The sequence below is a fragment of the Pseudomonas sp. p106 genome (genome assembly GCF_003936645.1).
In the GTDB taxonomy this organism is placed as follows: Bacteria; Pseudomonadota; Gammaproteobacteria; order Pseudomonadales; family Pseudomonadaceae; genus Aquipseudomonas; species Aquipseudomonas putida_E.
The window spans coordinates 22,497-34,838 of sequence record NZ_RHQR01000009.1 but is presented as its reverse complement, the minus strand read 5'-3'; the positions used below and the strand labels follow the sequence as shown (position 1 = coordinate 34,838).

Below are 12,342 nucleotides of genomic sequence, written 5' to 3'. Positions count from 1 at the left end.
AGGTTTCAGGGAACTGCCATGCAAGAAAGCAATACCCTCAAGGACTATCCTCAGGTACGGCAACTGGCGATCCGCTCGCTGTTCGAAATCATCGAGCAGTCCAGCGAGGGCACGGTGATCGTCGACCGCGAGGCGCGAATCGTGTGGATGAACGAACGCTATGCCCGCCGTTTTGGCCTGGCCGATGCCGCCAGTGCCATCGGCCAGCCATGCGAAACGGTGATCCCAGGCAGCCTGATGCGCGAGGTGGTGAGTAACGGCCGGCCGATCCTGCTGGACATGCTCGACACCGCCAAGGAGCCACTGGTGGTCATGCGCCTGCCGATCCACGATGCCCAGGGGGCGCTGATCGGTGCCATCGGCTTTGCCCTGTTCGACGAATTGCGCAGCCTGTCGCCACTGCTCAAGCGCTATTCGAGCATGCAGCAGGAACTGGCCACGACACGCTCGCAACTGCGCGCGCGCCAAGCCAAATACAGTTTTGCCCAGTTCGTCGGCAGCAGCGCGGCGAGCCTTGAGGCCAAGCGCCGTGCCAGGCGTGGCGCGGCCAGCGAATCGCCGGTGTTGTTGCTCGGCGAAACCGGTACCGGCAAGGAGCTGCTGGCCCATGCCATTCACGCAGCCTCGGCACGTGCGCACAAAGCCTTTGTCAGCATCAACAGTGCAGCGATCCCCGAGGCGCTGCTGGAAGCCGAGTTCTTTGGCACGGCCCCGGGCGCCTTTACCGGCGCTGACCGTAAGGGGCGCAGCGGCAAGTTGCAGTTGGCCGAGGGTGGCACCTTGTTCCTCGACGAAATCGGCGACATGCCCCTGGCCCTGCAAAGCAAACTGCTGCGCGTACTGCAGGAGAAGGAATACGAACCGGTGGGCTCGAACCAGATGCTGCACAGCGACGTGCGCATCATCGCTGCCACGTCAATCGATTTGCAGGCGGCCATGGCCCGCGGGGCGTTTCGCGCCGATCTGTATTACCGCCTGAATGTACTGCCAATCCAGGCACCGCCGCTGCGCGAGCGCCTCGAAGACCTGCCCGCGTTATGCGAGGCGATCCTGGCCGAACTGGGCAGCCAGTTCGAGCTGGAGCCCGATGCGCTGCAATTGCTGGCACGCCATGCCTGGCCAGGGAACATCCGTGAGCTGCGCAACGTGCTGGAACGGGCAACCCTCCTGGCAGACCAGCCGCGCCTTACCGCCTTGGACTTGCGCGAGGCACTAGGGCCGGTGGCGCCGCTTGCCACGACTACCGTTAGGCAAAGCTACCGCGATGCCTGTGCGCAATTCGAGCGCAAGCTCATTGCCGACACGTTGGCCGCACACGCCGGCAATGTGGTTGAAGCAGCCAAAGCATTGGGTTTGGGCCGCTCGACGTTCTACAAGAAGAAAGTGGCATTGGGGGTATGAGTCTCTTATTGGAGACTGGCGTTTCACAATAGAGACTACTGCGGGTGCTCTGCCTTGCATGGCGGTTGCTGGGGCGTAGCTGCCGCAGCCAATCTCAAATAAGAGACACAGTAATCTCCAACCCAAGAAAATACGTTAATAATCAATAAGTTAACTATTGGCACGATTCCCGCTATCTCCCGGTCACCGATAACAAAAAGACCTACCCAGGAGATCTACCCGATGACCGTGCTCATCGCCCTCGCCGCTTTGGCCCTGCTGATGCTGGCCGCCTACCGCGGTTACAGCGTGATCCTCTTCGCTCCCATCGCCGCTCTCGGCGCGGTGCTGCTGACCGACCCCGCCGCCGTGGCGCCCGCCTTTACCGGGGTGTTCATGGAAAAGATGGTCGGCTTCATCAAGCTGTACTTCCCGGTGTTCCTGCTTGGCGCGGTGTTCGGCAAGCTCATCGAACTGTCCGGTTTCTCGCGCTCGATCGTCGCCGCAGCCATCCGCCTGCTCGGCACCCGCCAGGCCATGCTGGTGATCGTGCTCGTTTGCGCTTTGCTCACTTATGGTGGGGTATCGCTGTTTGTGGTGGTGTTCGCGGTGTACCCGTTCGCCGCCGAAATGTTCCGCCAAAGTGATATTCCCAAGCGCCTGATCCCGGCAACCATCGCCTTGGGCGCCTTCTCGTTCACCATGGACGCCCTGCCCGGCACCCCGCAGATCCAGAACATCATCCCCAGCACCTTCTTCAACACCACCGCCTGGGCCGCGCCCTGGTTGGGGCTGATTGGCACGGTGTTCGTGTTCTGCAGCGGCATGCTTTACCTGCAACGCCAGCGTAACAAGGCCCAGCGCGCCGGCGAGGGCTATGGCAGCAACCTGCGCAACGAACCGGAAACCGCCGCCGATCTGACCTTGCCCAACCCATGGCTGGCGCTTTCGCCGCTGGTACTGGTAGGTGTGATGAACCTGCTGTTCACCCACTGGATCCCGCAGTGGTATGGGGCCAGCCATAGCCTGCAACTGCCGGGCATGAGTGCGCCGGTGAACAGCGACGTGGCCAAGCTCACGGCGATCTGGGCAGTGCAGGCCGCGCTGCTGGTGGGCATCCTGATGGTGCTGGTGTGCGCCTTCGGCGCCATCCGTGAGCGCCTGGCCGAAGGCACCAAAAGTGCCGTCGGTGGTGCCTTGCTGGCCGCCATGAACACGGCCTCCGAGTACGGTTTTGGTGCTGTGATCGCTTCGCTGCCAGGCTTTCTGGTACTGGCCGATGCCCTGCGCGGCATCCCCAACCCGCTGGTCAATGAAGCGATCACCGTGACCTTGCTGGCCGGCATCACCGGCTCCGCCTCTGGCGGCATGAGCATTGCCCTGGCGGCCATGGGCGACAGCTTCATCGCTGCGGCAAACGCCGCCAACATCCCGCTCGAGGTGCTGCACCGGGTGGCCGCGATGGCCAGTGGCGGCATGGACACCCTGCCGCACAACGGTGCGGTGATCACCTTGCTGGCTGTCACCGGCTTGACCCACCGCGAGGCCTACAAGGACATTTTCGGTATTACCCTGATCAAGACCCTGGCGGTCTTCGTGGTCATCGCCACGTTCTACGCCACCGGCATCGTCTAAGGAGCTTTTGCATGACCCTCAAAGGCAAGACTGCACTCGTCACCGGTTCCACCAGCGGCATCGGCCTGGGCATCGCCCAGGTGCTGGCCCGCGCTGGCGCCAACATCCTGCTCAACGGTTTCGGCGACCCGGCACCGGCTCTGGCCGAGGTTGCGCAGCATGGGGTGAAGGCTGCGCACCATCCGGCCGACCTTGGCGAGGTGGCCCAGATAGAAGCATTGTTCGCGTTTGCCGAGCAGACCTTCGGCGGCGTCGACATCCTGGTCAATAATGCGGGCATCCAGCATGTGGCGCCGGTCGAGCAGTTTCCGCTGGAAAGCTGGGACAAGATCATCGCCCTGAACCTGTCGGCGGTGTTCCATGGCACGCGACTGGCGCTGCCGGGCATGCGTGAGCGTAACTGGGGGCGAATCGTCAATATCGCCTCGGTGCACGGGTTGGTCGGCTCCATCGGCAAAGCCGCCTATGTGGCGGCCAAGCACGGCGTGGTCGGCCTGACCAAGGTGGTGGGGCTGGAAACCGCTACCGGCAATGTCACCTGCAACGCCATCTGCCCGGGCTGGGTGCTGACCCCGCTGGTGCAAAAGCAGATCGACGAACGCGCCGCCAAGGGTGTCGACCCGCAGCAGGCGCAAGCGGACTTGCTGGCCGAGAAGCAACCTTCATTGGCCTTCGTCACTCCTGAACACCTGGGCGAGCTGGTACTATTCCTGTGCAGCGAGGCCGCAAGCCAGGTCCGCGGCGCCGCCTGGAATGTCGATGGTGGCTGGCTGGCCCAGTGATGGGCGGCCTGGGCCTGGTGCGGGTCTTGCCATCGTTCAACTGCAAGGAGGCCCTATGCGCCCAACCCCCCTGTCCGCGATCCTGGCCCTGACCCTGGCGGCCACTGCCCCAGCGATGGCCGCCAGCCTGAAGGACATCGCGCCTTACCCCGAGGCTGAAAAAGGCTTTACCCGGCAGGTCATCCACCTGCCCGCACAACCCGACGAGCAAGCCTACAAGCTGGAAATTCTGGCTGGCAAAACGCTGCAGGTGGACTGTAACCGCCAGCGCCTGGCCGGCAGCCTGGAGGAACACACCCTCCAAGGCTGGGGTTACAGCTATTACCGCCTAGACAAGGTCGGCGGGCCGGCCAGTACCCTGATGGCCTGCCCGGATGGCAAAAAGACCGAGGCGTTCGTGCCGGTGGTCGGTGAAGGCTTCCTGCTGCGCTACAACAGCAAGTTGCCTGTCGTGGTGTATGTGCCTGATGGCGTGCAAGTGCGTTACCGCGTGTGGTCGGCATCGCAGGACGTGCAACAGGCCAAGGTGGAGTAAATTGAAGCGTAGCGCTGCTTGATCGACGGCAAGCTGGCGATCAAGCGCGTCTTGGCAATGGGAGGTATGGCATGAATGATGTGCTTTGGTGTCCTGCTGCGGCGCAAATCGAGGCCAGCCGAATGGATGCCTTTCGCCGCTGGATCAACCTGCGCTACAACCTGCAGCTCAATGATTACGCAGCACTGCACAACTGGAGCATCGAGCAGCGCGCCGCTTTTTGGGAATCCATTGCCGACTATTTCCAGGTGTTGTGGCATAGCCCACCCAGCCAGGTACTGAGCGAAGGTGCACAGATGCCCGATGCTCGGTGGTTCGCCAAGGCCACCCTCAACTTCGCCGAACACCTGCTACGCCGGCGTGACGATCACACTGCGGTGACGGCCGTGCGCGAAGACGGCGAGCGCCGCTCACTGAGCCACGCGCAACTGGCCGCTGAGGTAGCCGGGCTGCAGAAGGCCTTCAAAAATGCCGGTATCGAGCCAGGTGACCGCATTGGCGCAGTGATGCCCAACACCTGGGAAACCCTCGTGGCCATGCTCGCCTGCACCAGCCTAGGCGCCGTCTGGTCGACGTCATCGCCGGAGTTTGGCCTGCACGGCATCATCGACCGTTTCGGCCAGATCGAGCCCAAGCTGCTGATCGTCTGTGCCGGTTACCAGTACGCCGGCAAGCAGATCGACCAGGTCGACAAGATCAACCAGGTCTGCGCGCAGTTGCCCGGGCTGCAGCAACTGATCGTGGTGCCCTACACGCGGCCGGACACCCAGGCCGACGAATTCAGTACCCCTGCCAAGGTCAGCCTGTGGGGCGACTTCTACCAGGCAGGAGGTGAGCCAGGCTTCACCCCCTTACCGTTCGATCACCCGCTGTACATCCTCTATTCCAGCGGCACCACGGGCGTGCCCAAGTGCATCGTCCACAGCGCCGGCGGTGTCCTGCTGCAACACCTCAAGGAACACGGCCTGCACAATGACCTCAAGGCCGATGACGTGCTGTTCTACTACACCACCTGCGGCTGGATGATGTGGAACTGGCTGGCCAGTGGCCTGGCAGTCGGGGCCACTCTGGTGCTGTATGACGGCTCCCCCTTCCACCCGGGGCCTGAGCGCCTGCTCGACCTGATCGACGCCGAAGGCATCCAGGCCTTCGGTACCAGCGCCAAGTACCTGGCCGCACTTGAACAGGAAGGCCTGGAGCCGGCACGCAGTCATCGACTGGCCAGCCTGCGCCTGATCCTCTCCACCGGCTCACCGCTGTCGCCGCACAGTTACGACTACGTTTACCGCAAGATAAAGGCCGACCTGTGCCTGGCGTCCATGTCCGGTGGTACCGATATCGTGTCCTGCTTCGTGCTGGGCAACCCGACGCTGCCGGTACGCCGTGGCGAAATTGCCTGCAAGGGCCTGGGCATGGCGGTAGAAGTGTGGAATGAGCACGGCCAGCCGGTGACCGGTGAAAAAGGCGAGCTGGTGTGCGCCCGCCACTTCCCGTCGATGCCCCGGGGGTTTTGGAACGACAACGATGGCAGCCGCTACCGCGAGGCCTACTTCAGCCAGTTTCCCGGTGTCTGGGCGCAGGGCGACTACGCCGAGCAGCTCACCACAGGCGGCATGGTGATCCATGGGCGTTCCGATGCCGTGCTCAACCCCGGTGGTGTGCGTATCGGCACGGCGGAAATCTATCGGCAGGTAGAAAAGGTCGAGCAGGTGCTGGAAAGTGTCGCCATCGGCCAGCAATGGAAAGGCGATGTGCGCGTCGTGCTGTTCGTGCGTCTGCGTGATGGCCTGGCGCTCGATGAGCCGTTGCAACAGCGCATTCGCCAGGTGATCCGCCAGTACACCACGCCGCGCCATGTACCGGCGGTGATCCTGCAGGTCAGCGATATTCCACGTACCATCAGCGGCAAGCTGGTGGAGTTGGCGGTGCGTAATGTGGTGCACGGGTTACCCGTGAAAAATACCGACGCGCTGGCCAACCCGGAAGCACTTGAGTTTTTTCGTGACCGCACGGAGCTGCACGTTCAGGCATAATGGCGCCCTTTTTTCACCCAGAAGCACAGGTGTCCCATGAAAGCTCAAGCCCGCCACATCCTGGTCAAGACCGCTGAGGAGGCCGAAAAGCTCAAACAGCGCATCGCCAATGGCGAGGCCTTCGACGTGCTGGCCAAGAAGTTTTCCACCTGCCCTTCAGGCAAGCGCGGCGGCGACCTGGGCGAAGTGCGCCCGGGGCAGCTGGTGGGGGCGATCGACCAGGTAATTTTCAAGAAACCCCTGCGTGTGGTGCACGGGCCGATCAAGAGCAAGTTCGGCTATCACCTGGTGCAGACCTTCTACCGCGACTGAACGGCGCCGTTAACGGCGTGCTGCCAGCAAACCGAGGCCAGCGCAACCGAGCAGGCAGGCGCTGACCCGGTTGAACAGCCGGCGCGGCCCCGGCTGGCTGAACCAGCGCTGCAGGTAGGCGCCAAGGCCGGCATAGATGGCAATCGCCGCCCACTCCAGGAGCAGGAACAGTACCCCCAGCCAGAGGAACTGCTCACTGACCGGGGTGGGGCTGCCCACCGAGACGAACTGCGGTAGGAAGGCGGTAAAAATCAGGATTGCTTTCGGGTTGCCTGCGGCCACCCAGAACTCCTGCCGCGCCAGGCGCCAAACGCCACGCGGTTGCTCGCTCGCCACCAGCGCCTCGCCCACCGGAGCGCGCCACAGCTGCCAGGCGATGTAGAACAGGTAGGCCGCACCCACCACCTTGATCACCAGGAACAGGTACTCACTGGTGTGCAGCACCACCGCCAGGCCCATCGCCGCCAGGGCAATCATGCCGCTGAAGGCGAGAATGCGCCCGCCACCTGCCACGCATGCGGTACGCAGGCCATAGCGGCTGGCATTGTGCAACGACAACAGGTTGTTCGGCCCCGGTGCCATGTTCAGGGCGAAGCAGGCGGGGATGAATAACAGCAGGCTCGACAGGTCCATTTCGTTCTCCTTGAAATCTGCCGCCAATGTCGATGCTTGAGCGGTACCGGTCAAGGTACAGCCACAGGGAAAAACTGTACGGCAGCGCGTTCGGCGCTGTTAAGCTGCCAGCCTCAACGAGGGCTCCAGCATGTACCCTACCCGCTCCTCACTCTGGCGCGATCCGGCCCTGCCCTGGGTGGAAAGCCGCCGGGCCTGCCACAGCCGCGCCTGTTACAAGGCTCATAGCCACCCGACATTCTCCATCGGCGCGGTGGATGCGGGGTGCAGCGTCTTCACTGGCGCAGGTGATGGGCAGCAGCGGCTGACCCCAGGCACGCTGGTGTTGGTGCCGGCGCAGCGGGTGCATGCCTGCAACCCCGAGCCCGGCCAGGCATGGAGCTACCAGATGCTGCATGTCGAGGCCCAGTGGCTTGCGCAGCTGCGCCTGGAGTCGGGGCTCGACGCGGCCGGGCCGGGGGCGCCGGCGCGTATCAGCCGGCTGCCTGCGTTGTACCGCGCGTTCTGCGGGTTGAATGAATTGCTGTTCTCGGGTGCGAGCAGCGGCGAAAAGGAAGCCGCACTGATCGCCTTCATGGGTGATCATGATTTTGCCCAGCATCCTCACCTGGCGGCTGCGCCAGCGCCAGCATTGGGCATGCCGGCCCTGCGTGGCCTGATCGAGTGCATCGAAGCTCAAGACCCGGCCCGCTTGAGTCTTGAAGTGCTTGCCCGGCAAGCAGGGCTTGGCCGTTATCAGTTGATCCGTGCGTTCCGCGCGGCCACCGGGCTGACGCCGCATGCCTACCTGATCAATGCCCGCATCAACCGGGGCCGGCGGCTGCTGCGCGACGGGCTGGCGCTGGCCGAGGTGGCCTATCGACTGGGGTTTGCCGATCAGAGCCATTTTCAGCGGGTATTCAAGGCGCATGTGGGCGTGACGCCGGGGCAATATCGGCTGCGTCTGGATCAGAGGCCCTAAGCAACCCGCAATAATCTTCAATACCTGGTCCTGCCCCGCCTCCACACTGCGGCTTTATCACTCGAGATAGCCCGCACCATGGAGCAGTTTCTGATCGTCGCCCTCGCCCACTTCCTGGCCCTGCTTTCCCCAGGCCCGGACTTCTTTCTGGTCGCTCGTACCTCGATCAGCGCCGGTTGGCGCGTCGCCAGTGGCACCTGCCTGGGCATCGCTCTGGCCAATGGCCTGTTCATCAGCCTGGCCTTCGCGGGCCTGGCGGTACTGCAAGAAGGCAGCCCGGTGTTCATCGCCTTGCAGTTGGCCGGCGCGGTTTACCTGCTTTGTATAGGCGCGCTGTTCCTGCGCCATGCCGGGCAGTCCGGCCTGGCTGCGGTGGATACCCTAGGGGCAGTGAGCGGCTGGTGGCGAGGGCTGGGCATGGGCCTGGTATCAGGCGGTCTCAACCCCAAGAACGCACTGTTCTACGCCAGCCTCGCCAGCATGGTCGCCAACAGCGGTGCTGCCTGGAAGTGGGCCTATGGCGCCTGGATGTTCACCATCGTTCTGCTGTGGGATTTGCTGGTGGCAGCGGCCATCGGCAACAAGCGCCTGCTACGGCGCTTTTCTCATGCCCTGCCCTGGCTGGAGCGGGCCTCGGGGATGATGCTGATTGCACTGGCAGGTGCATTGCTTTTCAGCCTGGTGCAGGGTTGAGCAGCACCAGGCTGGCCAAGTCCATCAGGCTGAAATGGCCACTTGCCCAACCACCGGTGTCCAGGTGCCAGACGTTACCCAACCGTTTGGCCTGGAGCACCGGCGTATGGCCCACCAGCAGGGCACGCACGCCTTCGACGGCGCCGGTATCCCCTTCTTTGAGCCGCCGGCGCGACCATTGGCAGACTTCACGCACCCCCGGGTCATCATCCTCCAGCAGACTGGCGCGCAGCTCGGCCCAGTCTGCAAACGGGGTGTCGGCATGCAGCACGCCAATCAACCCGGCCTCTGTCTGTACTTCCATGGCTATCGGCAGCTGCAGGAAGTGTTCGACGAAAACCGCCTGCTCATCCTTTGGCAGATCGAGAAACCAGCCGCCGCCCGCTGCCCGATACATGTCCAGATCCAGCCGCCCACCGTACAGGCAGGTGATGGCCAGCGACTCATGGTTGCCCTGCACGGCATGGAACCAAGGCTTGGTCAGCCACGTCAGGGCCTCGATACTGTGCGGCCCGCGGTCGACCAGATCACCAACACTGAATAGCCGATCCACCGCAGGGTCGAACCCTACCGCCTCCAGGCACTGCTCCAGGCGCCGAAAATGCCCGTGAATATCGCCAACAGCCAGGTCACGCCCGTGGCTGTTGGCGGCTACCCGCCGAAACCGGCTCATTGCATTGTTCCTCTGTTGCCGCACGTTGGGGAGCGGATGATGGGTACCGCTCTCGTGCATGACGTGCTCATGGCCCTATCAACCAACAGCATGGCACAAGGCACAGCACCTGCGCAGTTCGAACTGGTTTCGCCAATGTTTCGCCACGCCCGCGGCCTCCTGAAATACCCTTCACTGGAACAGGTGATCCTGCCGATAGTATGCTCGGCCTTTCGATCTGTACCAGGGAAGGGAATTACCCATGAAACTCTGTGCCGTACAGCTGGCATCAGTCAAAGGCGAACTACAAGTCAATCTCGACCGCCACCTGCACTGCATAGAGCAGGCCGCAGACCTGGGCGCCGAACTGGTGGTGTTCCCCGAGCTGTCGCTGACCGGTTACGAGCCTACCCTGGCAAGGCAGGTGGCCTTGCCGCTCACCTCTGCCCGGCTCGATCCGCTGCAGCGAATCTGCGACCGCCTGGCAATCTGCGTAGCCGTGGGCCTGCCACTGCCCACCGCAGATGGCATTCAGATCGCAATGCCGATCCTGCGCCCCGGCCAGCCGCGGCTGGCCTACGCCAAACAACGGCTGCACGAGGACGAACTGGCGTTTTTCTCGGCCGGTGACCAGCCCTTGGTTTTCGCCGCAGGGCAACTGCAGATAGCACCCGCCATCTGTTACGAGTCGATGTTCATCGCGCATGCAGCACAAGCCCGCGACAGGGGCGCAGAGCTGTACCTGGTGAGCGTGGCGAAGACGGCGAAGGGCATCCGTGAAGGCAATGAGCACTACCCGCAAGTCGCTCGCACTTTGGGTATCCCGGTATTGATGGCCAACTGTGTGGGCCCGGCCGACAACTTCGTGGGTGCCGGCGGCTCGGCGGCCTGGGACAGCCAGGGCAACCTGCTGGCGGCGCTGGACGGCCGCCAGGAAGGCATCATCTTGCTGGATACCGCGAACTCCAGCGCCATCGGCGTACCGCTGAGCATGCCTCCTGCATGAAGTATCTGCTTTTGATAGTGGCCAGCTTTGCCAGCACCTATCATCTGGTGGGGCTATTGATCAACAGCCAGCTGAATGAGCTGGCCGAGGGGTTGCGCCATCGCCCGGATGCGCCACCGCCCGGGCAGTACCTGCGCGAAGTAAGGCCACAGGCCCGCCGAGCGCATCAGCAGTACACGCTGATGGCGGGCTCGACGCTGGCATTGGTGGTGTGCCTGGCCGTGTATTGGGTCAGTTGAGTTTTCAGGTTCAGTCGCGACCTTTCGCGGACAAAGCCTGGCTAAAGGTCCAAAGTCAGGCTTTGTTGCCCCTCAAGCGCCAAGAGGTACTGCTTGGCCGGCATCCCCCCGGCAAAGCCGGTCAGGCTCCCGGATGCGCCAATCACGCGGTGGCACGGGGCAATGATCGAGATCGGATTACGGCCGTTGGCCGCACCGACCGCGCGCACGGCGCTCGGGTTACCGATCTGCCGGGCGATATCGCTGTAGCTTCGGGTCTGGCCGAACGGAATGGTGAGCAACGCCGCCCACACCTGGCGCTGAAAGGCGGTGCCGGCAAAATCCAGTGCCAACTCGAACCGTTGGCGCTTGCCGGCAAAGTACTCTTCCAACTGGCGAGCGGCTTCGCGCAGTATTGGCTGCTCATCATCCCGATGCACCTCACCCAGGCGAACGCGGTTTTCCCGCTCCTCTTCCCACAGCACGGCGGCCAGGCGCTCGCCGCGGGCCACCAGGGTCAAGGTGCCGACCGGGGACTGCATCAGGGTGAAGGCGCTGGACATGCTTGTTTCTCACTGCAGGGCTAGGTCCGGGCACTTTAGCGCCGGCCCACACCTCGCGCATCCGCTTTCTTGCTCAGGCAATCACTCAGCTCGCGATGCGGCGGGCTTGGGCCAGGTCGATTTTGGGGATCAACGCCGCAGGTATGCGAGAAACCTCGGACAGGTTGTAAACCCGGAATCGCTCGCTGACAACCTGCTCGGCCATCAGCGTCAGCGACGGCAGTATGCGGCTCTCCCAGTGCTGGTCGAGCCCACAGGGGGAATGCTGCCCCTCACCGTTCTCGTAAAAGCGCCCTAATGACTGGTCGAGGTCAACACCCACCAGCAACACCTGCTCGAACCCCAGGTGATACGCCAGTTGCAGGGCGACATAAACCACTGTCCGGGCATCGAAGTAGCCGCTTGAGAGGTCTTTGCTGAAGGCGATCGACCGCGCCCGCTTGCTCCACAACGCCCTGCTGCAGACATGGGTTGCGCCGTGCCCCCGCAACCCGTCGAGCATGCCGGGGTTGTCGGCTTTATGCAGCGGATAACACTCGGTGTCGGGCGGGATGTCAGCGCCGACGAACTGCTCTGGCCACAGTGCCAAGCGCCGGCTATCGCGCAACGCCAAGGCAAACAGCTCTGGCTGCTGTGTGCGAAAGCTTTTGTCGGTGCAGATGTAAAAGAACGGCTTCACGGCACACGCAGCGGTGAGGGAAACCGAACCATTCATGGCAATCACAGGGAGGTGTGAAAATTCAAGCAGGGGGAACTGTTTGGCAGAAGCGCCCGACGCAAGAATCACCACCGGCCCTTTCTGGGTGTTTCGGCACGCCTCGAAACCTGAGAACGCGCCGCGCTCGGCATCGAGCTGTGACGGAGATATATTCATCGCGCCATCATCGGTTTGGAGTACCTAAAACACAATACCCCTCGGACACCGAACGATCCCTTTTA

At 63.1% G+C, this 12,342-nt stretch carries 14 protein-coding genes; 10 read left to right on the top strand and 4 right to left on the bottom strand.

The window, feature by feature from the left end:
* Positions 1-18: 18 nt before the first annotated feature.
* From EGJ09_RS13325 to EGJ09_RS13300, 6 genes are all read left to right on the top strand, one after another.
* Positions 19-1,401 carry a sigma-54-dependent Fis family transcriptional regulator gene (locus tag EGJ09_RS13325; protein WP_125924105.1) on the top strand — a complete coding sequence of 461 codons (1,383 nt, stop codon included), beginning with the start codon at positions 19-21 and terminating at the stop codon, positions 1,399-1,401.
* Positions 1,402-1,623: 222 nt separating this feature from the next.
* Positions 1,624-3,015, top strand: coding sequence for a GntP family permease (locus tag EGJ09_RS13320; protein WP_125924104.1), 1,392 nt, complete (start codon positions 1,624-1,626; stop codon positions 3,013-3,015).
* Positions 3,016-3,026: 11 nt separating this feature from the next.
* Positions 3,027-3,797 (top strand): 3-hydroxybutyrate dehydrogenase, encoded by a 771-nt coding sequence (gene hbdH, locus EGJ09_RS13315; RefSeq protein WP_115274742.1) that lies wholly within the window; start codon positions 3,027-3,029, stop codon positions 3,795-3,797.
* Between the two features lie 55 nt (positions 3,798-3,852).
* Positions 3,853-4,332 carry a serine protease inhibitor ecotin gene (gene eco, locus EGJ09_RS13310; protein ID WP_115274741.1) on the top strand — a complete coding sequence of 160 codons (480 nt, stop codon included), beginning with the start codon at positions 3,853-3,855 and terminating at the stop codon, positions 4,330-4,332.
* Between the two features lie 71 nt (positions 4,333-4,403).
* Positions 4,404-6,365 (top strand): acetoacetate--CoA ligase, encoded by a 1,962-nt coding sequence (locus tag EGJ09_RS13305; protein WP_125924103.1) that lies wholly within the window; start codon positions 4,404-4,406, stop codon positions 6,363-6,365.
* Positions 6,366-6,401: 36 nt separating this feature from the next.
* Positions 6,402-6,677, top strand: a complete 276-nt coding sequence (locus EGJ09_RS13300) for a peptidylprolyl isomerase (RefSeq protein WP_046786145.1) — start codon at positions 6,402-6,404, stop codon at positions 6,675-6,677.
* Positions 6,678-6,686: 9 nt separating this feature from the next.
* Here EGJ09_RS13300 and EGJ09_RS13295 read toward each other — a convergent pair whose 3' ends face one another.
* On the bottom strand, positions 6,687-7,310 hold the full coding sequence (locus EGJ09_RS13295; RefSeq protein ID WP_046786144.1) for a LysE family translocator: 624 nt from the start codon (positions 7,308-7,310) through the stop codon (positions 6,687-6,689).
* A gap of 130 nt (positions 7,311-7,440) precedes the next feature.
* Between EGJ09_RS13295 and EGJ09_RS13290 the strand changes: the two genes are divergently transcribed.
* Positions 7,441-8,271 carry an AraC family transcriptional regulator gene (locus EGJ09_RS13290; RefSeq protein ID WP_125924102.1) on the top strand — a complete coding sequence of 277 codons (831 nt, stop codon included), beginning with the start codon at positions 7,441-7,443 and terminating at the stop codon, positions 8,269-8,271.
* Positions 8,272-8,349: 78 nt separating this feature from the next.
* Entirely contained in the window at positions 8,350-8,964 is a 615-nt protein-coding gene (locus tag EGJ09_RS13285; RefSeq protein WP_125924101.1) for a LysE family translocator, read from the top strand.
* Here the strand turns inward: EGJ09_RS13285 and EGJ09_RS13280 are convergent.
* Positions 8,945-9,637 (bottom strand): metallophosphoesterase, encoded by a 693-nt coding sequence (locus EGJ09_RS13280; RefSeq protein ID WP_125924100.1) that lies wholly within the window; start codon positions 9,635-9,637, stop codon positions 8,945-8,947. The two genes, EGJ09_RS13285 and EGJ09_RS13280, sit on opposite strands and share 20 nt — an antisense overlap.
* A 241-nt stretch (positions 9,638-9,878) precedes the next feature.
* On the opposite strand from EGJ09_RS13280, the gene EGJ09_RS13275 reads away from it, so the two are divergent.
* Positions 9,879-10,622: a carbon-nitrogen hydrolase family protein gene (locus EGJ09_RS13275; RefSeq protein ID WP_125924099.1), complete on the top strand. Its 744-nt coding sequence runs from the start codon at positions 9,879-9,881 to the stop codon at positions 10,620-10,622.
* Positions 10,619-10,861: a hypothetical protein gene (locus EGJ09_RS13270; protein WP_125924098.1), complete on the top strand. Its 243-nt coding sequence runs from the start codon at positions 10,619-10,621 to the stop codon at positions 10,859-10,861. Before EGJ09_RS13275 ends, EGJ09_RS13270 begins: the two co-directional genes overlap by 4 nt.
* A gap of 41 nt (positions 10,862-10,902) precedes the next feature.
* On the opposite strand, the gene EGJ09_RS13265 is transcribed toward EGJ09_RS13270, so the two are convergent.
* Positions 10,903-11,403: a methylated-DNA--[protein]-cysteine S-methyltransferase gene (locus EGJ09_RS13265; protein WP_046786138.1), complete on the bottom strand. Its 501-nt coding sequence runs from the start codon at positions 11,401-11,403 to the stop codon at positions 10,903-10,905.
* Between the two features lie 85 nt (positions 11,404-11,488).
* Entirely contained in the window at positions 11,489-12,277 is a 789-nt protein-coding gene (locus EGJ09_RS13260; RefSeq protein ID WP_125924097.1) for a lipopolysaccharide biosynthesis protein, read from the bottom strand.
* Positions 12,278-12,342: the final 65 nt, after the last annotated feature.

What these genes read in the sequence shown, in the direction of transcription:
- EGJ09_RS13325 (WP_125924105.1), top strand. Translation starts at nt 19, where the DNA reads ATGCAAGAAAGCAATACCCTCAAGGACTATCCTCAGGTACGGCAACTG.
- EGJ09_RS13320 (WP_125924104.1), top strand. Translation starts at nt 1,624, where the DNA reads ATGACCGTGCTCATCGCCCTCGCCGCTTTGGCCCTGCTGATGCTGGCC.
- hbdH (WP_115274742.1), top strand. Translation starts at nt 3,027, where the DNA reads ATGACCCTCAAAGGCAAGACTGCACTCGTCACCGGTTCCACCAGCGGC.
- eco (WP_115274741.1), top strand. Translation starts at nt 3,853, where the DNA reads ATGCGCCCAACCCCCCTGTCCGCGATCCTGGCCCTGACCCTGGCGGCC.
- EGJ09_RS13305 (WP_125924103.1), top strand. Translation starts at nt 4,404, where the DNA reads ATGAATGATGTGCTTTGGTGTCCTGCTGCGGCGCAAATCGAGGCCAGC.
- EGJ09_RS13300 (WP_046786145.1), top strand. Translation starts at nt 6,402, where the DNA reads ATGAAAGCTCAAGCCCGCCACATCCTGGTCAAGACCGCTGAGGAGGCC.
- EGJ09_RS13295 (WP_046786144.1), bottom strand. Translation starts at nt 7,310, where the DNA reads ATGGACCTGTCGAGCCTGCTGTTATTCATCCCCGCCTGCTTCGCCCTG.
- EGJ09_RS13290 (WP_125924102.1), top strand. Translation starts at nt 7,441, where the DNA reads ATGTACCCTACCCGCTCCTCACTCTGGCGCGATCCGGCCCTGCCCTGG.
- EGJ09_RS13285 (WP_125924101.1), top strand. Translation starts at nt 8,350, where the DNA reads ATGGAGCAGTTTCTGATCGTCGCCCTCGCCCACTTCCTGGCCCTGCTT.
- EGJ09_RS13280 (WP_125924100.1), bottom strand. Translation starts at nt 9,637, where the DNA reads ATGAGCCGGTTTCGGCGGGTAGCCGCCAACAGCCACGGGCGTGACCTG.
- EGJ09_RS13275 (WP_125924099.1), top strand. Translation starts at nt 9,879, where the DNA reads ATGAAACTCTGTGCCGTACAGCTGGCATCAGTCAAAGGCGAACTACAA.
- EGJ09_RS13270 (WP_125924098.1), top strand. Translation starts at nt 10,619, where the DNA reads ATGAAGTATCTGCTTTTGATAGTGGCCAGCTTTGCCAGCACCTATCAT.
- EGJ09_RS13265 (WP_046786138.1), bottom strand. Translation starts at nt 11,403, where the DNA reads ATGTCCAGCGCCTTCACCCTGATGCAGTCCCCGGTCGGCACCTTGACC.
- EGJ09_RS13260 (WP_125924097.1), bottom strand. Translation starts at nt 12,277, where the DNA reads ATGAATATATCTCCGTCACAGCTCGATGCCGAGCGCGGCGCGTTCTCA.